At 69.2% G+C, this 20,894-nt stretch carries 13 protein-coding genes; 7 read left to right on the forward strand and 6 right to left on the reverse strand.

Annotation, left to right across the window (positions count from 1 at the left end; all coding sequences use genetic code 11):
* Positions 1–39: 39 nt before the first annotated feature.
* Entirely contained in the window at positions 40–447 is a 408-nt protein-coding gene (locus MQP27_RS33055; protein ID WP_242771392.1) for a hypothetical protein, read from the reverse strand.
* A gap of 138 nt (positions 448–585) precedes the next feature.
* Here MQP27_RS33055 and MQP27_RS33060 point away from each other — a divergent pair, with 138 nt between their 5' ends.
* Entirely contained in the window at positions 586–1,224 is a 639-nt protein-coding gene (locus MQP27_RS33060) for a uridine kinase family protein (RefSeq protein WP_242771394.1), read from the forward strand.
* On the opposite strand, the gene MQP27_RS33065 is transcribed toward MQP27_RS33060, so the two are convergent.
* Both MQP27_RS33065 and MQP27_RS51475 read right to left on the reverse strand, forming a co-directional pair.
* On the reverse strand, positions 1,206–1,490 hold the full coding sequence (locus tag MQP27_RS33065) for a hypothetical protein (protein WP_242771396.1): 285 nt from the start codon (positions 1,488–1,490) through the stop codon (positions 1,206–1,208). The genes MQP27_RS33060 and MQP27_RS33065 overlap by 19 nt on opposite strands.
* Before the next feature lie 71 nt (positions 1,491–1,561).
* The gene (locus tag MQP27_RS51475) at positions 1,562–8,137 is read right to left on the reverse strand and encodes an RHS repeat domain-containing protein (RefSeq protein ID WP_308290027.1); all 6,576 of its coding nucleotides are present in this window, start codon (positions 8,135–8,137) and stop codon (positions 1,562–1,564) included.
* 472 nt (positions 8,138–8,609) lie between these two features.
* Here MQP27_RS51475 and MQP27_RS33080 point away from each other — a divergent pair, with 472 nt between their 5' ends.
* Positions 8,610–13,643, forward strand: a complete 5,034-nt coding sequence (locus MQP27_RS33080; RefSeq protein WP_242771411.1) for a LamG-like jellyroll fold domain-containing protein — start codon at positions 8,610–8,612, stop codon at positions 13,641–13,643.
* A 225-nt stretch (positions 13,644–13,868) separates the two neighbouring features.
* Here MQP27_RS33080 and MQP27_RS33085 read toward each other — a convergent pair whose 3' ends face one another.
* The gene (locus tag MQP27_RS33085) at positions 13,869–14,612 is read right to left on the reverse strand and encodes a SigE family RNA polymerase sigma factor (protein ID WP_242771414.1); all 744 of its coding nucleotides are present in this window, start codon (positions 14,610–14,612) and stop codon (positions 13,869–13,871) included.
* Positions 14,613–14,843: 231 nt separating this feature from the next.
* On the opposite strand from MQP27_RS33085, the gene afsQ1 reads away from it, so the two are divergent.
* The 5 genes from afsQ1 (at position 14,844) to MQP27_RS33110 (ending at position 19,122) form a co-directional block, all read left to right on the forward strand.
* The gene (gene afsQ1 / locus MQP27_RS33090) at positions 14,844–15,521 is read left to right on the forward strand and encodes a two-component system response regulator AfsQ1 (protein WP_242771417.1); all 678 of its coding nucleotides are present in this window, start codon (positions 14,844–14,846) and stop codon (positions 15,519–15,521) included.
* Entirely contained in the window at positions 15,518–17,080 is a 1,563-nt protein-coding gene (locus MQP27_RS33095) for an ATP-binding protein (protein ID WP_242771420.1), read from the forward strand. The genes afsQ1 and MQP27_RS33095 overlap by 4 nt, the downstream gene beginning before the upstream one ends.
* A 398-nt stretch (positions 17,081–17,478) precedes the next feature.
* Positions 17,479–18,042: a hypothetical protein gene (locus tag MQP27_RS33100; protein ID WP_242772758.1), complete on the forward strand. Its 564-nt coding sequence runs from the start codon at positions 17,479–17,481 to the stop codon at positions 18,040–18,042.
* 225 nt (positions 18,043–18,267) lie between these two features.
* On the forward strand, positions 18,268–18,825 hold the full coding sequence (locus MQP27_RS33105) for a VanZ family protein (RefSeq protein WP_242772760.1): 558 nt from the start codon (positions 18,268–18,270) through the stop codon (positions 18,823–18,825).
* Between the two features lie 93 nt (positions 18,826–18,918).
* Positions 18,919–19,122, forward strand: a complete 204-nt coding sequence (locus MQP27_RS33110; RefSeq protein ID WP_242771423.1) for a PspC domain-containing protein — start codon at positions 18,919–18,921, stop codon at positions 19,120–19,122.
* An 80-nt stretch (positions 19,123–19,202) separates the two neighbouring features.
* On the opposite strand, the gene MQP27_RS33115 is transcribed toward MQP27_RS33110, so the two are convergent.
* Positions 19,203–19,562, reverse strand: a complete 360-nt coding sequence (locus tag MQP27_RS33115; protein WP_242771426.1) for an ATP-binding protein — start codon at positions 19,560–19,562, stop codon at positions 19,203–19,205.
* A gap of 139 nt (positions 19,563–19,701) precedes the next feature.
* Positions 19,702–20,859 carry an adenosine deaminase gene (locus MQP27_RS33120; protein WP_242771429.1) on the reverse strand — a complete coding sequence of 386 codons (1,158 nt, stop codon included), beginning with the start codon at positions 20,857–20,859 and terminating at the stop codon, positions 19,702–19,704.
* Positions 20,860–20,894 lie beyond the last annotated feature (35 nt).

The raw sequence follows: 20,894 nt of genomic DNA on the forward strand, positions 1-20,894 counted from the left end.
TCCGTCCGGGGGAGGCGCGGCTCTCTTGTGGGCATGGCCTCAGTGGTTGAGCAGGCTGGCTGCCTGGCCCAGCACCGGGATGCTGCCGATCGACTGCGCCTGGGCGACCGGGCCGGTCAGGGCCTGGGAGGCGAGGGGCTGGAAGTCGGCGAGCTGGGTGGCGACGCCGTTGTCGAGGGGGTCGACGCCCGTGCCGGCGAGGGGGTTGGGCTTGAGGCCGGAGACCGGGCCGGTGACGTAGCCGACGGTGCCGGTGAGGGCCTGGAGGCCGGACTGAGGGTCGATCCTGCCGAGGGAGGTGGGTCGGGTGTGCACCACCTCGTTCAGCACCGGCTCGGTGTCCGCGGAGGCGGTCGCGGCCCCCGCGCCGAGCGCCACGCCTGCCGTCGCGAGGGCGACCAGGGCGCGCTGGGCGGTCGGGGTCGGGGAAGACGTGTGTCGTGCCATTGCTGGTGCCACCTTCTACATGCTTTGCACTGCACAGGGTAATGAGGTCGACACGTAGGGTAGTTGAGGTGTGACGCGCGCTCCAAAGACGACCCGCGGGGTCGGCAGGGCGTACGGAATACGTCAAACTGGTGTCCCGTGAGCATCCATCTCCCCTCCTCCGCCCGCGTCGTGCTGCTCTGCGGCCCCTCGGGCTCGGGCAAGTCCCTCGTCGCCGCCCGCTCCGGCCTTCCCGTGCTGCGCCTCGACGACTTCTACAAGGAGGCCGGGGACCCGACACTGCCGCTGGTGGCGGGGAGCTCCGACATCGACTGGGACCACCCGGACTCGTGGGACACGGAGGCGGCGGTGGCCGCGATAGCGACCCTGTGCCGCACGGGCCGTACGAAGATCCCGGTCTACGACATCTCGCTCTCGGCCCGCACGGGAGAGGAGACCGTCGACATCGGCAGGACGCCCCTGTTCATCGCGGAGGGCATCTTCGCGGCCGAGATCGTGGACCGCTGCCGGGAGTTGGGGCTGCTGGCGGACGCGCTGTGTCTGAGCCGGGGCCCGGTGCGCACCTTCCGCCGCCGCTTCCTGCGCGACCTTCGGGAGGGCCGCAAGTCGATCCCGTTCCTGCTCCGCCGCGGCTGGCGCCTGATGCGCCAGGAACGCACGATCATCGCCCGCCAGACCACCCTCGGCGCCCACCCCTGCGACCGCGACGAGGCCCTGACCCGCCTGGCATCGGCAGCGGTGGGCCGCCGCCCGGCGAGTCAGCTCAACAGGTGGTAGACGGCGAAAGCGAGAATCGCCGCTCCGACGATCGAGAAGATCACACCGAAGGTGCGGATGAACCCCCGGCCGGGGAACCCCTCTTTGGCTCCAGGCCCATAAGAGACTCGGGGCACCCTGGTCTGCAGTGCGGCAGATATACCGTTCGACGCGGCGAGGAAAGTCACACCCACGGCAAAGAAAACCAGGCCAATGAATCCGAAGAAGAAGGCCGAGGGCGTTGAAAGGTTCTGACTTTCACCCGCCGCGAAAACGAGGTATTTCATTGGTCGCTTCCATGTTGACTCTGCCGATTTTGCGTGATCTTACCGGACGGCGACCACAGGGTCAATGAAATCTAGTTGAAGCGATGAAGTATGAAGGTGTCGGATACGCCGCCTGTGATATTGGCTGGAATTGCCGGCGGAATGAAGTCAACACCTCCACCGAGTCCGACCTGCGCCATGTACACCAGCGCTCCTTCACTGTTCTTGGATCCACCCGTACCGATGGCGGCGTGGCCGAGCAAACCTTCACCCGCGGTCCCCTCCAGCTGTCCTCCCCAGCCCGTCAGCTGACTCACGTCGTCGGCGTTCGTGTAAACCGTGTCGCCGGCGACCGAGAATCCGAACAGGCCGAGACCGACGCCTCCGGATCCGGTCAGTGTTGTGTGGCTCACACCGTCATGGCCCTTGATGGAGACCAGGCAGATACTCGCGCTCACGGAAAGTCCCGCGGAGACCCCGAAACTTCCGCAGAGCCCCTCTCCATGCGGCACGAGTCCGTGGAAGAACTTGGAAATGCCACAGGTGAAGCCACAGCTTTTCTGCTTGTCGGCCGCGGCCGCCGCCATGCGGCGCGCTCGGGCGGAGGCTGCCTTTTCACGAGCGGCGGCCTGCTGGGCCTGTGTCGTCTTGGTGGTGTTCCCGCTCGTCTGCTTGCTGACATTCCCGCTGTCACTGCTCGCCGTGCCGCTGCTGCATTTGTGCGTGTCGCAGTAGTGGCTGGAGCCCTTGTAGTCCTTCGACGCGGGGTCGTTCTCGGAGTGATAGGTGCCGTACGTGCCGTTGCTGCCGGAGCAGAAGTGCGGGTAGCAGGATTCCAGGCCGGTGGGATCGCTCTCGGTGACGGGATTGTCGCCGGCGTAGGCGTAGCCGTTGAGTTCCTGGGAGCTGTCGGCCTCGAACACCGGGTCGAGGCTGATGAAGCGGCCGATGGTGGGGTCATACTCGCGGGCGCCGACGTCGGTGAGGGCGGTGGCGGTGTCGGTGGGCTTGTCGAGGAAGGTGCGGTTGTCGACCCAAGTGGCCGTGGTGCCGCGAGAGTTGCCGTAGGGGTCGAACTGGCGCCAGGTGGGGGTCTGGGCGGTGGAGTCGAGGTAGAGGCTGTTGGTGCCGTGCTGGTCGGAGGCGAGTTCGAAGCCGTAGTTGGTTCCGGTGCCGGTGCGGACGACGGTGGCCCCGCCTGGGAGGGAGTAGTAGCGCACGCCGGTGGCGGTGCCGGCGGAGGTGTTGAGGGTGATCTGCTCGCTGCCGAGGTACAGCGTGGTGGTGGTGGGGTCGATCTGCAGCAGCAGGTTGCCGTCGGCGTCGTAGATGTAGTTGGTGGAGGTGCCGGTGGTGCTGTTGGAGACGGTGGTCAGCTGGTCGCTGTTGTTCCAGACGAGGCTCTGGTTGCCGGTGCTGGTGTCGCGGGTAGTGGTGTTGCCGGCGTCGTCGTAGCCGTAGCTGGTGGAGGCGGTGGTGCCGCCGGTGGTGGTCGTGCCGGTCAGGGTGTTGGGCTGGCTGCTGGAGTAGGCGTTGTGGGTGACGGTGTCGGCGGCGGTTCCGGAGACGGTGTGCTGGGTCTGGGTGTCCCGGTTGCCGATGGCGTCGTAGGTCCAGCTGGTCCAGTACGCGCCGCCCGTGATGCCGTCGCCGACCGTGCTGTGACTGCTGCTGGTGGGGGTGGCCGCGCAGGCGTCGGTGGCGGTCCAGGCCGTGGTGAGGCGGTCGAGGGCGTCGTAGGTGAAGCACTGCGTCTCGGCCGTGCTGCTGGAACCGGAGCGGGTGTCGGTCTGCTGCGTGGTGTTGCCGGCCAGGTCGTAGGTGTAGGCCGTGTCGTCCACGGTGGCCGGGGTGGTGGTGGAGCGGGTGACGAGCTGGTCCGACAGGTCCCCGGTGTGGGCGTCGTAGGTGTCGGTGACGGTGGCGTAGGAGGTGGATGAGCCGAGCTTGACCTGGGCGACCTGGTCGTAGGCGCTGTAGGTGGTGCTCTGCAGGTAGCCGTAGGCGCCGGCCAGCGCGTTGGGTTCGTCGTCGTTGTTGTAGCCGTGGGTGACGGTTTCGGCGGGCAGGCCGCCGCCGAGGGCGTAGCCGTCGGTGTACAGCAGGCCGTTGACGCTGGTGTAGGAGTGGGTGATCTTCCAGGTCTTGCCGAGGACAGTGCCCTGTGCGGCGGAGGGGACGATGGTCTCCTCGCCCAGGGATTCACCGAACACGTTGAAGTTGACGGCCTGTTGGACATAGGCGTAACCACCGCTGTAGGAGGTCGCCGTGGTGACGTGCCCAACCGGGTAGGTCATGCCGGAGATCGCGGTGTTGGCGTTGTCGTAGACCCAGGACGCGGTCTGGTTGCCGGGCGAGCTGGTGGAGGCGTAGGCGACCTGGGCGGCGCTGGCGGCCGCGTACTCGCCGGTTTTGCGGTCGAGCGCGTCGTAGGTGTAGGAGACGTACTCACCGCGGGAGTCCTGGGTCTGCAGCAGGTTGCCGTCCGCGTCGTAGCCCATGGTGGACTTGCCGGCCGTGGGGTCGGTCTTGGAGACCACCTCCCCGGCCAGGTCGTACGTGCTGGTCCACTTGTCGCCGTTGGCGTCGGTGACGGTGGACTGCTGGCCGTGGCCGTCGTAGCCGTACTTGGTGGCGCTGGTGGTGCCGCCGGTGAGGTAGAAGATCCCGGTGCTGGTGTTCGACGGGGTGGTCAGCGTCGGCGCGGCGGTGTACTCGTCCAGCTCGCTGTCACGGCCGAGCGGGTCGGTGTAGGTGGTCTTGGTGACGCCGCCGGTGGGCGGGATGACGGTGGTGGAGTCGCCGTTGTGGACCGTGGTGCTGGTCGAGACGACCTTGCCGTACTCCTCGGAGGTGTCGTAGATCTGCTGCCCGAGCCCGTCATAGGTGTAGACGTCCTGGTCGGCGACCTGGTTGTCGGCCACCGAGTCCAGCGCCAGCGTCGGCGTGGTGGCGGAGTCCCAGTAGCCGGTGTTCTTCTTCGCCGTCCAGCCGCGTGAGTCGTACAGGGTGTCGTCGATCAGCCGGCCGCCCTGCGGGGTGTACGTCTGGGTCTGGCGGGCGCGGCCGAAGGAGTCCTCGATGCTGACCGAGGTGAGGTATCCGCTGTTGTCGTTGAGGGTGTTGGTCACCACACCCGACAGCGCGGTGTTGGACAGGGTGTACGTGTAGGTCTCGTTGGCCAGTGCGGTGGTGGCGCGGTTGTTCTTCCACACCGAGGTGGTCCGGCCGAGCGCGTCGTACTGGGTGGTGGTCACCACGTGGTTGGCGTCGGTCGCGGTGAGGGTCAGGCCCCGCTCGGGGTCGAGGGTGGAGCTGCTGGTGTGGGCGACTCCGCCGACCGTGGGCTGGGTGACGGTCTGTCCGGTGGTCAGGTAGGCGGAGTTGACCGTGTAGGCGGTCGTGGTGGTGTTGCCGTCGCCGTTCGTGGTGCTGTTCAGGCGGTGGTAGGTGCTGTCGTAGGTGTTCTGCGCGGTGGTGCGCCAGGTGAAGGAGCCCGTGCCGTAGTCGGTGGCCGTGCGGGTCATCGTGACCAGGCCCATGGTCGGGGCGCTGGCCTGCGGGAACGTGGTGGAGAAGGTGGTGTCGTCGTAGAACGTGCGAGTGGCGGAGACGACCTGGTCGGGCCGGGTGACACTACTGGGCGCGCCGAGCGTGTTCAGTCCGCTGGGGACGGACGCGGTCGCCCCTTCGGTGAAGCCGGAGCAGGCGACCGAGTCCTGTTCGGTGCCGGAGACCAGGCCGACGATGTTGGCGCTGGTGTTGGCGGGTGCATAGGTGGTGCTCGTGCACTGGTCGTAGGCGGTGTCGGCCGGCACGGTGTGCGTGTATTCGTAGGTGGGCAGGGCGAAGTCGTCGTCGGAACGGGTGGCGTCGTAGGTGGTGTCGGTCTCGGTGTAGCGCCAGCTGGTGGTGCCGCCGTCGGTCAGCCGCTGCCGGGTCCACTCCTCCGCGGTGCCCGTGGCCCTCGCTGTCAGGTCCGGCAGCCCGGACCGGGCGCGGGTCGCGGTGGCCGCGGAGACCCAGTACGAGTAGATCGTGGAGTGGTCGACACTGCCGCCGTCGCCGAGATAGGACGCCGACTCCAGGAGGCTGCCGGAGAGTTGGGCGGAATCGGTGTGGCTGCCACCCTGGGAATCGGTCAGCGACACGCTCCGGGTCGAGGTCGAGGACAGCCAGTCGCCGTCCATGCCCTGGTAGTAGGAGTCGACCTGCTTGGTCCGGGCGTCGCCGGAGCCGTTGCCGGTCGTGGTGGTCACCTGCCGGTAGCCGCGCCACTGCCCGTACGTGCGGTACTTGGCCTTGGTGTTCTCGTCGTCGTCGTAGTGCCAGGCCGCGCCTGAGTACGCGTAGTCGGTTTCCTTGGTCGCCGAGCCGCCAGTGGTGTCGGTCTCCAACACCTCCTGGACCGCGTACTTGTTGAACCAGTCCCGCATCGGGCTGATGTAGCCGCTGGGCGTCCAGTACTCGGGGAAGCAGGAGGCGGTGTTCGAGGACGGGGTGGCCGAGGTCGAGCACGCGGTCGGCAGGCTGTAGGAGACGCCGATGACCCCGCCCAGCTCGTTGGTGATCGCCGTGATGCGGTAGCGGAACAGGCCCGGGTAAGTGGAGGTGTCTACCCGGTTCTCCAGGGCTGAGCCGGTGAACTTCACGGCCGGCATGGTGATCGAGGAGGTCGAGCCGCCCGCCGTGGTGTCCGAGCCGGTGCGCTGAATGGCGGACAGCCACAGCGTCGCGCTGGTCGCATCGCCCGTCGAAGGCTCCGTCTGGGTCAGCGCATAGGAGTCGACGGTCGCATACGCGCCGGCGGAGACCGAGTACTGCTGGGTGGTGATCGACGTCAGGCGGACCGTGGAGAAGAACGACGGCCCGTACGCGCTGCAGGTCGCGCCCGACGCGCAGATGAGGTCGTAGGGGACGTCCGGGTAGTACGAGGCGTTGGACGAGGTCTCCGCACTGCCGCAGTTGGTGCTGGTGGAGGTGCAGCGCACCGACGTGCCGTAGACGATCTTGTCCGGGACGGTGCCGTAGGGGCCGGTGGCCGTGGTGAAGCCGTAGTCGATGTGCGCGAGGTAGGAGTCGCGCACGTACTTGACCTCGGAGGCTCCCTTGTAGGCGCCGTAGTAGTTGGTGTCCTGCTTGTAGTAGTACGCCATCGCCGCACCGGTGGCGGTGGTGACGTAGTCCAGGTGCCACTTGTACGCCATGGTGCAGTAGCTGCTGGTGGCGGTGGAGTCGTAGCAAGGGTCTCCGGAGTGCGCCGCGTACACGCGCTCGGAGTCCACCGAGTTCGTCGTGTCGTCGCCGGATGTCCAGCCGGGCAGCTCGTTGCGGCCGAAGTAGTACTTGGTGCCGTCCCGCTCCGTGATCACCCAGTACGAGGTGTCGTACGTACCCGATCCGTTCGACGAGCCGGTCACCTTCGTGACCGTGGAGCCGTTGTCGTTGGCCAGTTTGTAAGTGGAGGTGGACGAGTCGTAGACGATCGAGGTCGAGGTCCCGTTCAGGGACAGCGTCAGGACCGGCCCGTCGTAGCACTCGTCCGATGTGGTCACCGACCCGGCACTGCCCTCCGGAGAGTCGGCGCACGGGGTGAACGCCTGTGCCACGAACGAGTCCTGCGTGCTCCAGCCGTCACCCACCCAGGAGGCCTGGGCCTGGGTGTTCGCCGTCTTGCCGTCGACGCTGCCGGAGTCGTACGACAGCGACGGGTCCGGCGCCAGCGAGGTCGATGCACCCAGCGCTTCGACCTTGTAGGTGTAGGTGAAGTCACCCGAAGACCCTGACTGGGACCAGGAACCCGCGGAAGACAGGGTGGAGGCGTAGTTTCCGCCCGCCCCGCCTTCCTGGCCGGTGGAGTCCGTGGCCGCGATCACGGTCGCCGCACCCGAGGTCGAGGCCGTCTGCGCCGAGGCGGAAGCGGAGACCGATCCGGTGTACTCCGCCGAGACCACCGACGCGGTCGCGGTCCGACGGCCGTCGAGGGAAGCGGTGTTCGCCACCGGAGCCTTCGTGGCGAGGGTGAGCTCCGCCGAAACAGCCGCCTTCTTGGGGTTGTTGACCGACGTCAAGGGTGTCTGCACACGGCACTCGGCCAGTTGAGGAGTCGTCAAGGCGCAGGCGGGCAGCTCCACCAGCCGCAGCCGGGAGGCGTAGTTGCCACCGATCGCCTGGCTGAACGCGCCGTAGTCCAACCCGACTTTCACCCGGCCCGAGCCGGATGCGCCGGCCCCGGCGCCCTGGCCGGTGGCGAGCGACCAGACCGGGCCGGAGACACCCAGGCGCGCGGACAGCGAGCGCGACTTGACCGAGACTCCCAACGTCGTCGGGCCGATGTAGGTGCCCTTACCGGGGGCCACGGCCTGAGCCCAGACCGGGGTTCCCGCCGCGACCGCCTTGGTTCCCGCGGCGGCCGTGCCCTTGGGCGCCGTCAGGTGAACCGTTCCACCACGAGCCCTGGGCCAGGCAGTCCGGGTGGGTGTGACGGTGTGCCGGGTGACGGTGGAGATGTGCACCTGCTTGTGCGGGACCGGCTTCAGGCCGGTGACCGAACGGCCGACGTCGACCTTCGGCTTGGCGGCCGGCTCGGTGAGCAGTGGTAGTGCGCTCGCTGTCGGCCCGAGGGCCAGGCCCAGGGACCAGGCCAGCACCGTGGCCCATCCCGTCACTCGGCTGATTCTGCGCACGCGTCTACCGGACACGGCCTCCCCCTCGTCGCACCCCATGCCGAAATGCCGGACGACGCCAAGGAGTACCTGAAATTTCAACTCCAGAGAATAAGGAATTCGAAAAGAACTCACAGCTATGCGTCGGCAAATAACAACAGAAGCAGACATCTTCGACATGGACATGCAGTGATCTGAATCACAGCAGCCTGCGCAAGGGCCTCAACTGCCCATACGGTGACGCGGCTTCAGGCACTCAGCTACACGAAGCAGGGATCTCGGGAATTTCTATGAGGAGGCTGTGAGTAATACCAAAGAGCTCTCAACTCAAATTTGCGAACACTTGGCCGTTCCCGGTGTTCCACCAGATGCGGCCGGTCGATCACGCTCGGTTTTTTCAGCAGAACGAAGAATTGGGGGAAAGTAAATGCAAAAGACTAAGCAGGCTTCACCGCCTCGCCCATGGGCTCGCCGGGTGATCACCGGCGCCGCCGCTCTCGCGATCACCGGAGCGCTCGGCCTCCCCGCCCTCGCCCAGGCGGCCACCCCGACGACACGGGCCTCCGCCGCCCGGGCATCGGCCGGCTCCTCCCCGGGGCTGAGCGAGCAGCAGGCGCTGGCGAAGGCCCGGACCACCGGCAAGCCGGTGCGGGCCTCGGCCGCCACGACGGACTCCTCCACGCTCACCGCCAATCCCGACGGGACGCTGACGCTCAGACAGACGGTCGCGCCCGTACGCAAGTTGGTGCACGGCAGATGGAAGTCGCTGGACGCGACGCTGGTCCGGCACGCGGACGGCACCATCTCCCCCAAGGTGTCGACCAGTTCACTGAGCCTGTCGGGCGGCGGTACGCACACCCCGCTGGCGACCATGCGAGCCGGCAGCGGCTCCCTGGGCGTGTCCCTGCCGGCCGGATTCACCCTCACCGCACCCACCCTGTCCGGGGCCACCGCGACCTACCACGACGTCCTTCCCGACGTGGACCTCGCGGTCACCGCCCAGGACACCGGCGGGTTCAGCGAGGTCCTGGTCGTCAGGAACGCCACCGCCGCCGCGAACCCGGCGCTGGCCGACCTGACCTTGTCCACCAAGGCCACCGGCGTCACCCTGGCCGACGACGCGGCCGGGGACATCACCGCCAAGGACCGCGCCGGGCGCACGGTGTTCTCCGCCACCGCGCCCACCATGTGGGACTCCAGCCGCCCCGCGTCGAACACGCCGAGGACCACCGACCCGCACACCGGGCAGACCGTCGACAAGCGCAGCGGCACGCCACTCGCCTCCAGCACCATCGCACCCGGCAAAGCCGCCCGCACGGCGAGCCTCAAGGCCGCCTACCACCACGGCCGCATCAGCCTCTCACCCGCGCGCGCCCTGCTGACCGGAAAGAACACCGTCTACCCCGTCTACATCGACCCCACCTTCACCGCCTCCGGCCAGACCGACACCGTCCAGGCCTGGGCGTTCGTCGACAGCGAGTGGCCGTCGACCGCGTTCTGGAAGCCCGCGGCCTCCACCCCCGGTCCCCTGCACGTCGGTTACACCGACTGGACCTCCGACGTCTCCACCAACCGGGCCTTCTACCAGACCAGCGTCCACAGCGGACTCTGGGGCGCCCAGGACGTGATCTCCTCCGACATCTCCTTCTACGAGAACTGGTCGGCCTCCTGCACCAAAGAGGACGTCGACTTGTACTGGACCGGATCGATCAGTTCCAGCACCACCTGGAACAACCAGCCCGCCCGCCTCAAGTCCCTCGGTTCCCAGTCCGCCGCGCACGGCTGGTCCACCTCTTGCGGCCCCGCCGACGTCACCTTCGACATCACCTCGCTGATGCAGCAGGCCGCCGACAACAAGTGGTCCAAGGCCACCTTCGAGCTCAAGGCCGCCGACGAGAGCAACGACCTGGCCTGGAAGCAGTTCAGCAAGCAGGCCACCATCACCACCACCTACGACCACACCCCCAACACCCCGACCGCACTGACCACCAGCCCCACCACCAGCTGCACGGCCACCACGCCCACCTCGCTGGGCCTGGGCGACGTCACCCTGCGCGCCGGAGTCTCCGACCCGGACGGCACCACCAGCCCGCTCACCGCGAACTTCACGCTGAAGAACATGGCGAGCAACGCCACCTACACCCGCGCGATCAACGCCACCAGCGGCACCACGACCAGCACCCTCTTCTCCCACACGAGTGCCTCCGGGCCCTTCGCGGCGCTCACCGCGAAAACCGAGTTTGCCTGGTATCTCACCGCCACCGACCAGCATCTGACGAGCAGTCAGTCGAAGACCTGCCACTTCTACTACGACCCCACCGCGCCCGGCGCCCCCACCATCACCCCGGTCACGTCCACCACCAGCCAGTGCCCCGAACTCACCGACAGCCCCTCGGGCGACAGCCTGTGCACGGTGGGCACCGCCGCGAGCTTCACCATCACGGACACCAACAGCAGCACGGCGCCCGGCAGTTACCGCTACCAGCTCAACGGCGGCAACCCCGTCAGTGTCACCGCCTCCACGTCCAGCCCCTACACCGCCACCGTCTCCCTCAAGCCCACCACCCAGACCAACACCCTCACCGTCACCGCGGTCGGAAGCAGCGGCAACGTCGGTGACACCTACGACTACCGCTTCATCGCCGGCGCCCCCGCCACCGCCTCCGGCGACGACCTCAACGGGGACGGCAACGCCGACCTGCTGACCGTCGGCGGGAAGAACTCCCTGCCCGCAGGGCTCTGGCAGGCCACCGGTACCGGCAGCGGCAAGGTCAACCCGGTCGCCCGGAACATCGGCATCGACGGCAACGGCGTCTCCACCACTCAGACCGCCACCTCCTTCACCGGCACCCAGGCCATCACCGGACACTTCTTCACCGGCGCCGGCTTCAACGACGTCCTCGACTACGGCTACGACACCTCAACCGGCGCCGTCACCGGCGAGATCCTGCGCGGCCAGGGCGACGGCACCGACCTCCAGCCCGTCGACACCCTCCCCGTCACCAACTCCACCGGCGTCTTCGCCCTGACCTCCACCACCTTCAACGACGACGGCACCACCACCGACACCACCACCCCCGCAACCTCCATCGCCAACGGCGGCGGCCTCTACTACACCGTCAACGGAGAGACGCCTTCGGGCTACCCCGACCTCCTGCTGGTGATCAACGGCTCGCTGTACGACGAGAACTCCGCGCCGGCCCAGGGCCTCTACCCCGGCGCCGACCAGGCCACCGACCTGGCCGACTACAACCCCTACTGCCTCGCCCAGAACACCTCCACCACCACCGGTTGCACCACCGGCTGGAGCGGCTGGACCATCACCAGCACCCTCGACGCCAACGGCCTGCCGGAGCTGTTCGCCCGCGACACCAGCACCGACACCAGCGACCCCTCACACGGCCAGCTCTGGTACCTCAGCCCGTCCAACCTCCAGACCCTCACCTACGATGCACTCTCCAACGGCGCGACCGACACCAACCTCACCTCCGTCGAGGCCGCGAGCACCGGCTGGGACTCCAGCAGCCAGCCCACCCTCCAGGCCGCCGACATCAACAACGACGCCACACCCGACCTGTGGACCGTCAGCAGCACCGGCACCGCCGCCGCCCATGAGATGACCCTCTCCGGCACCACCGCCACTTGGACCACGCCCTCCGGTCAGTCCCTGAGCACCGACACTCACGACTGGCCGCTGAACGACTACGACACCACCGCCCACACCGCCGACGACTCCGCCACCAGCGCGATCACGCTCACCGGCACCAGCGGCGTCACCGCCCCCACCGGCGGCCTGTTCGACCCCGACGTCCAGCTCGACGCGAGCGACCACGACTACCTCCAGGGCAGCAAGGCCCTGGACCTGACCAAGTCCTTCACCGTGTCCGTCTGGGCCGACCCCACCGCCTACGGCGGCGCGGTCCTCTCCCAGAGCGGCAGTGCCGACTCCGGCATCCTGCTGCTGCCCACCAGCGACGGCTGGCAGTTCAGCCTCAACACCGGCTCCGGCACCGCCTGGAGCTTCGACACCGTCACCGGCGGGACCGTCCACCTCGGTACCTGGGCCCACCTGACCGCCACCTACGACAAGTCCACAGGCGTGATGAGCCTCTACGTCGACGACGTCTTCGTCGCCACCGGCGATCACACCGCGCCCGGCACCGGCGCCGGGGGCAACTTCCAGCTCGGCGACGACTGGCACACCAGCGCCCGCGCCGACTACTTCACCGGGGAGCTGGCCCGCGTCCGCACCTGGACCAACGCCGTCGTGCCCCCGGCCCAGCCCTACACCCCGGCCGGCTACCACCAGTCCGTGACCCCCACCCGCATCCTCGACACCCGCAGCAGCAGTGGCCTCACCTACACGAGTGGCGTCACCGCGGGCTCCAGCACCATCACCGACGGGTCCGTCACCCATTTGAAGATCGCCGGCGACAGCGTCACCACGCCGGTCAGCGGCGCGCCCACCACCATCCCCAGCACCGTCACCGCGGTCGCCGTCGACGTCACGGTGACCGGCGAGACCGACCACGGGTACGTCACCACCTACGCGGACGGCACCCAGCGCCCGATCACCTCGTCCACCAACTTCGCCGCGAGCACCACGGCGACGGGCTACCAGGTCGTCCCCGTCGGCAACGACGGCAAGATCGACCTCTACACGAACCTGGGCAGCAGCAGCGCCACCACGGCCCTGATCGTCGACGTCACCGGCTACTTCAGCAGCGACGCCACCCTCACCGGGAGCCAGACCTACACCCCGCTGTCCAGCGCGGTCCGCGCCCTGGACACCCGCTCCAGCGTCGCCCACACCAACCTGACCAGCACCGGCACCGTCGCTGTCGGAACCAACTTCACCCTGCAGATCACCGGCCAGAACGGTGTACCGAGCAACGCCACCGGCGTCGCCGTCAACCTCGCCGCCGCCAACGCCGCCGGCACCGGCTACCTTCAGGCCTACGCGACCGGATACGCACCCACGGCCGACACCAGTCTCAGCTTCAACACGGGCAACGCCATCGCGTCGCTCTCCGGAGACGTCCCCATCGGCACCTCGGGAACGATCACCATCTCGGTCCACGGCAACGACACCGCCGTCGTGGCCGACGTCCTCGGCTACTACACGACCGGTACGACGGGCCAGAAGTTCCACACCCTCAACCCCACCCGCCTGGTCGACACCCGCAGCGGCATCGGCGGCAGTTCCGGCGCGATCGCCGCGCTGGCCGCCTACACCCTCACCACCGGCACCACCCAGCAGGTCACCATGGCCGCCACACCCACCCTCGCCACCATGCTGACCGTCACCGACACCGCGGGCTCCGGGTACGCCGTCGCCTATCCCACCGGAGTCGGCAAACCCGCCACCAGCAACCTCAACTGGGGCACCGGCGACACCCTCGCCAATCTCGCCCTGACGCCCACCGACACCAACGGCCAGATCAGCGTCTACAACAACAGCTCCGGCACCGTCGACCTGGTCGTCGACTGCAGCGGCTACTACGTCTGACGGTCCCGGCACGAAAACGAAGGCGGGAAACGAAAGCGGGACTGGACGGACCCCCCGGCCCTCCAGTCCCGCTCTCCCCCGTTCCCCCCGTGCTCCCCCGATTTCCCCCGTTTTCCCCGTGGGTACTTCCCCCGTCGGTCCCCCGTGACCCCCGTGGCCCCCTCGGGTCGTGCTCCCCCGTTTTTCCTGTTCCCCCGTTACTTGCTACTTGCTTCCCCCCAACCCTCAGGCGACGAGCTCCCCGAAGGCGTCCTCCTCGTCACGGCCGAAGCTGAGGACCTCGTCCTCGCGCAGCCGGCGGAGCGACCGCCAGATGCTCGACTTCACCGTGCCGACACTGATGTCGAGGATCTCCGCGATCTCCGGGTCCGTGCGGCCCTCGTAGTAGCGAAGGACCAGCATGGTGCGCTGGAGTTCGGGGAGGCGGGCGAGCGCCTGCCACAGGACCGCGCGCAGTTCCGTGCCGCGCATCGCGTCCGTGTCGCCGGGCGTCTCCGGCAGTTCCTCGGTCGGGTATTCGTTCAGCTTGCGGCGGCGCCACGCGCTGATGTGCAGGTTCGTCATGGTGCGACGGAGGTACCCGCCGACGGCCGCCTTGTCGCTGATGCGGTCCCATGCCTTGTACGTCGAGAAGAGGGCGCTCTGGAGGAGGTCCTCGGCCTCGAAACGGTCACCGGTCAGGTGGTAGGCGGTGGCGTACAGGGAGGCGCGGCGCTCCTGGACGTAGGCGGTGAACTCCGCCTCCGACAGCGACCGACGCTCCCCCGTGTCCTCCCTGTACGCGCTTCCCCCGTGCGGTTCCCCCGTGAAACCGTCAACCACCGTCATGTAACCGGTGTGCTGACGCCCGGCGCCGCGAGCGCACCCCCGCCCGCTCACGGCGCCGGACTCCTTTGAACCCCGGCCCCCGTTCACGTCGTGCAGGCGCGTGATCACTGCGCTGTTGCTGTTGCCGTGCAGCGTGTTCATCTCGCGCCCCCCGTCGTGGACTTCCGGTGTTCGGTCTTTCCGGGCGGTGGTTCCTTGCCCGTGCCGAAAAGCTTGCCCTCGCACCTTCATGGCCGTGTCCGCCGACTGTCACAGACCTGTCACAGGGCCCGGCCGCAGGGAAGACACAGCCCGATCACAGAGAGAAGCGCTACGTGCACGTAGGTGTACAGGAGTCGAAACACCGACCCCGCATGGGCCAGAATGAGCCCCGTGCCTTCCCTGTTGCTGATCGAGGACGACGACGCCATCCGTACGGCCCTGGAGCTGTCTCTTACGCGCCAGGGACACCGGGTTGCCACCGCTGCCACCGGTGAGGACGGTCTGAAGCTCCTGCGCGAGCAACGGCCGGACCTCATCGTGCTGGACGTGATGCTGCCCGGCATCGACGGGTTCGAGGTGTGCCGGCGCATCCGGCGCACGGACCAGTTGCCGATCATTCTGCTGACCGCGCGCAGCGACGACATCGACGTGGTCGTCGGACTGGAGTCCGGCGCCGACGACTATGTCGTCAAGCCGATCCAGGGGCGGGTGCTGGACGCCCGGATCCGGGCCGTGCTGCGGCGCGGGGAACGCGAGTCGACCGACGCGGCGACCTTCGGCAGCCTGGTCATCGACCGCGCGGCGATGACGGTCACCAAGAACGGCGAGGACCTCCAGCTCACGCCGACCGAGCTGCGGTTGCTCCTTGAGCTGAGCCGGCGGCCCGGTCAGGCGCTGTCCCGGCAGCAGCTGCTGCGGCTGGTGTGGGAGCACGACTACCTCGGCGACTCCCGGCTGGTGGACGCCTGTGTCCAGCGGCTGCGCGCCAAGGTCGAGGACGTACCGTCGTCCCCGACGCTGATCCGTACCGTGCGTGGCGTGGGCTACCGGCTGGACACGCCTCAGTGACCGAAGCGCAAGGGGGGGTTCGCGGCTGGGCCGCGACCCGCAAGGGACATCTTTCACGGCTGCGGTTCACGAGCCTCAGGCTCCGGCTCGTCGTCGTCTTCGGCCTGGTCGCCCTGACCGCGGCCGTCTCCGCGTCCGGCATCGCGTACTGGCTCAACCGCGAGGCCGTGCTCACCCGCACCCAGGACGCGGTGCTCGGCGACTTCAAGCAGGCCATGCAGACCCGCGCGGGCTCCCTGACCACCAACCCCAGCCAGGACGAACTCCAGCGCACGGCGGGCCAGATGGCCAACAGCAGCCAGCGCTTCAGCGTGCTGCTGGTCGCGCGGGACTCCTCCGGCAAGACGGTGTACGGCAGTTCGGGCGCCCTGGACGGCTTCTCGCTGCAGGACGTGCCCAAGTCGCTGCGCGCGGCCGTGAACAAGCGGCAGAAGGTCGACTCCGGCAACAAGTACGCGTACCACCTGTACTGGCAGCGCGTCGTCGACAACGGCACGCCCTATCTGGTCGCCGGCACGAAGGTGATCGGGGGCGGGGCGACCGGTTACATGCTCAAGTCCCTCGAGCCGGAGGCGAAGGACCTCAACTCCCTCGCCTGGTCGCTCGGGATCGCCACCGGCCTCGCGCTGATCGGCTCCGCGCTGCTCGCGCAGGCCGCGGCGACGACCGTACTGAAGCCGGTGCACCGTCTGGGCGTCGCCGCCCGGCGGCTCGGCGAGGGCCGGCTGGACACCCGGCTGAGGGTGTCGGGGACCGACGAACTCGCCGACCTGTCCCGGACGTTCAACTACGCGGCCGAGGCGCTGGAGAAACGGGTCGAGGACATGGCCTCGCGGGACGACGCGTCCCGGCGGTTCGTCGCCGACATGAGCCATGAACTCCGTACGCCGCTCACCGCGATCACCGCCGTCACGGAGATCCTGGAGGAGGAGCTGGAGGCCGAGTCGGGGTCGATCGACCCGATGATCGAGCCGGCCGTGCGCCTCGTCGTCAGCGAGACCCGGCGCCTGAACGACCTCGTCGAGAACCTCATGGAGGTCACCCGCTTCGACGCGGGTACGGCACGCCTCGTCCTGGACGACGTCGACGTCGCCGACCAGATCACCGCCTGCATCGACGCGCGCGCGTGGCTGGACGCGGTGGACCTGGACGCCGAGCGCGGCATCCACGCCCGGCTCGACCCGCGCCGCCTGGACGTCATCCTCGCCAACCTCATCGGCAACGCCCTCAAGCACGGCGGCTCCCCGGTGCGGGTCGCGGTGCGCGCCGCGACCGACGAGGTGGTCATCTCGGTACGGGACCACGGGCCCGGCATCCCGGAGGACGTCCTCCCGCACGTCTTCGACCGCTTCTACAAGGCGAGCGCCTCCCGGCCGCGCTCCGAGGGCAGCGGCCTGGGCCTGTCCATCGCCCTGGAGAACGCCCACATCCACGGCGGCGAGATCACCGCCGCCAACTCCCCCGACGGAGGAGCGATCTTCACCCTCCGCCTCCCACGCGACGCCTCAGCCCTCACCCAGGACCCGGCAGCCGCCGACCCGAAGAAGGACGACGCGTGATGCCCGCACACCGCCGCCCACCGACCAACGCCCACCCCGCCCCCCAGCCGACCCCCTCCAACGGCCCGGCAGACAACCGCCAGTCGATGCCCGCCCACAAGCCGCTCCCCGAACGACAGCCCACGCCCACGGACAACCCGCTCCCCGGACAGCAACCGACCGCTCCCGACGGCCCCCTGGCCGCCCAGCAGCCGACACCCTCCAACGGCACGACAGACGACCGCCAGTCGCCAGCCGCCCACAAGCCGCTCCCCGGACTGCAGCCCGCGCCCACCGACAACCCGCCCGCCCGACAGCAGCCCACGCCCACCGGCAACCTGCCCGCCCGACGGCATCCGGCGTCCTCCCTCCGGCGCCGGGCGGCCCTCCGCGCCCTTCTCGTCCTCCCTGCCCTCGCCCTGCTTCTCTCCGGCTGCGGGATCCGTTCCACTGAGGTGCCCACCGACTTCGGGGCGGCGCCCTCCAAGGTGCTCTGTTCGCTTGCCGAGCCGGGCAGTAGCGCGGCGGCGCCGCGGGGGCTGCCGGTGCAGGTGTTTCTGCTGTGCGGGTCGTCGCTCGTCGCCGTGGACCGGACCGTACGGGTCCCGGACGGTACCGCGGACTCCCAGCGGCGCGTCCTCGTGGCGCAGGGTCTGCTCGACCAGCTCGCGGCGACCCCGTCGGCGGCCGAGAAGGAGGCCGGCTACACGACCGACGTGCGCGGCGGCATGAACGTGAGCGGCCCCCGCTCCGGCGACCCCGACGACACGCTCCGGCTGAGCACCCCGCCCGCCGACCTGACCCCCTTCGCACTCGCCCAGGTCGTCTGCACGTTCTCCGACTCCGCCGCGGCCGAGGGCGACGGCTCGGTCATCCTCGGCGGCCCCGGCAAGGAACCCCTGCGCCGCTACGAGTGCACGGACGACGTCCGTTCCCGCCCGGGCAGCGCCCAGCCGCCCTCCGGCGAGGTGACGGACGGCTGACGTACCGGTGAGGCGGGCGTGTGGTGGAGGCCTCATCGAGGTGCTTGGGGCCGAGCCGGAACCGATCCTGCCGGACGCCGCGTCTTGGGGATCGTGCAGCGTCAAGGCGGGACCGGTGAAGCCCGGTGCGATACAGCGCCCCGCGAGGGGCGCGGGGCTGTGTCGTCACGCGGCTCCGCCGCGGGGAGCGACCAGCCGCCGACAGCCCGCGGATTCCGGATCGGCCTGCCGGCGGAGCGCCCCGGCCTCATCGGCGGCAGCGCCGCGGTCCGCCTCCGTGTGACGGGAGGGCTCCTCCTCGTCGCACACCTCGCGTTCGTCGCCTGGCTCACGCTGCGCCCGCTGGACGTCCCCTGGGTGCAGCCGCCCAACCTGCGCCCTTTCGCCGGCATCCGCGCCGACCTCGCGCTGGGCTGGCCGGTGGCGGCCCACCGCATCGGCGAGGCCGTCGCCCTCCTCGCCCCGCTCGGCGTCCTGCTCCCGATGACCCACGGCAGGCTGTCCGTCTCGCCGCTCGCCTCGCTGGTCCGCACCGCCCTCGCCGGCGCCCTGGTCTCGCTCGGCATCCTGCTGCTGCAGACGGGCGTCCCCGGGCGCGTCCCGGACATCGACGCGCTGCTCCTGAACACCGCGGGCGTGGCCCTCGCGCACGCCACCGTGGTCCCCGCCGCCCGCGTCTGGCTCCGCCGCAGGTCCGAGCGCCGGGAACACGCCGCCCGCCGCCAGGAGGAGGCGACTCAGGGTCGGACCCCGACGTTTCCCAGGGTCGGGATCGCACCGTAGAGCGACGCTTCGCCCCCTTCGTCTCCGTAGCGTTGTAGGCAGATGAGGACGCCACCAGGGCAGCCTCACCCGACGCTCACGAAGGAGCCGCACATGTCCGCCCTCGTCCGCCCCACCCACGGCCGCATGATCGGCGGCGTGTGCGCCGGTCTGGCGCGGCGCTTCGGCACCTCCGCGACCACGATGCGGGTGATCTTCCTGCTCTCCTGCCTGCTGCCGGGCCCGCAGTTCCTGCTCTACATAGCCCTCTGGGTCCTGCTGCCCTCCGAGGACAAGGCGCCCAGCACCGCCTGGTGAGCCCGGTGAACCCTTTCGCGCGTACGCCGATGGGGCGCACCCCGTGTCCAGGGGGTGCGCCCCATCGGCGCGTTCAGGGGTCAGCCGAGCGGGAGGCCGTTCACCGGGAGGCCGTGCGTGGGCAGGCCGGTCTGGCCGACCGGGAGTCCGCCGAGCAGGCCGGCGACCGGCGCGGTCGGGCCGTCGGCGAGCACCCGCTGGGCGGCCGGCTGCACGGCGGCCAGCCCCGACGCGAGCGCGGGCTGCGCCTGGCTCACCGCCTCGCCGGCACCCGGCAGCGCCTTGGAGATGTTCTCCGCCGGGAGCGTCTTGGTGACGGTGTCCAACGCCCCGTTGGTGTCCGGAAGCGCCGGGGCGGCGTTCGCGGCGCCGGCACCCGCGGCGGCGAAGGCGGCACCGAGGGCGGCGACACCGAGGGTCTTGGCAGCAGACTGCTTCATGGAATGCGTCCTCGAAATGGGGTTGCGGAGATGTGAGCGGTCCACGACCGTAAACATGCGCACCCGCCCGCCGCAAACATCGAAATGCGGACGGATTGTGAATACCCGCCCGCATTCCGTGCCGCCCATTACCGCCCGATCAGCCCTCCTGATCCACAGAACCGCTGGTAGAGACGGTCTGCTGGAACAGCCATTCGGACTTCAGCTCGGCATATCCGGGCTTGATGACGTCATTGATCATCGCCAGTCGTTCATCGAAAGGAATGAACGCTGATTTCATCGCATTGACGGAGAACCACTGCATGTCGTCGAGCGAGTAACCGAACGCGTCGACAAGGTGCTCGAATTCCCGGCTCATACTGGTGCCGGACATCAGCCGGTTGTCGGTGTTCACGGTCGCCCGGAAGTGCAGCCGCCGCAGCAGCCCGATCGGGTGCTCGGCGTACGACTCGGCGGCCCCGGTCTGCAGATTGGAGCTGGGGCACAGCTCCAGCGGGATGCGCTTGTCCCGTACGTACGAGGCGAGCCGCCCGAGCTTGACCGAGCCGTCGGCCTGCACCTGGATGTCGTCGATGATCCGCACGCCGTGCCCGAGCCGGTCGGCGCCGCACCACTGCAGGGCCTGCCAGATCGACGGCAGCCCGAAGGCCTCGCCGGCGTGGATGGTGAAGTGGTTGTTCTCCCGCTTGAGGTACTCGAAGGCGTCGAGGTGCCGGGTGGGCGGGAAGCCGGCCTCGGCGCCGGCGATGTCGAAGCCGACGACGCCCAGGTCCCGGTAGCGGTTGGCGAGTTCGGCGATCTCCAGGGCGCGGGCGGCGTGCCGCATGGCGGTCAGCAGGGCACCGACGCGGATCCGGTGGCCGTTCGCCCGGGCGAGCCGCTCGCCTTCCCGGAAGCCCTCGTTGACGGCCTCGACGACCTCTTCGAGGGTGAGCCCGCCCTCCAGGTGCTGCTCGGGCGCATAACGCACCTCGGCGTATACGACCCCGTCCTCGGCGAGGTCCTCGGCGCACTCGCGGGCGACCCGGACGAGGGCCTCGCGGGTCTGCATCACGCCGACGGTGTGGGAGAAGGTCTCCAAGTACCGCTCCAGCGAACCGGAGTCGGCGGCTTCCCGGAACCAGACGCCGAGTTTGCCGGGGTCGGTCTCGGGGAGGCGGGTGTAGCCCGTGGCTCGGGCCAGTTCGACGATCGTCCCCGGGCGGAGGCCGCCGTCGAGGTGGTCGTGCAGCAGAACCTTCGGCGCCCGGCGGATCTGATCCGGCGTCGGGTTGTTCGAGATGGTCTGGCTCGTCATTTCCGCACTCTAACTCCTACGCGCGTAGATCGCCC

It is taken from the genome of Streptomyces cylindrosporus, assembly GCF_022698165.1.
GTDB lineage: Bacteria > Actinomycetota > Actinomycetes > Streptomycetales > Streptomycetaceae > Streptomyces > Streptomyces cylindrosporus.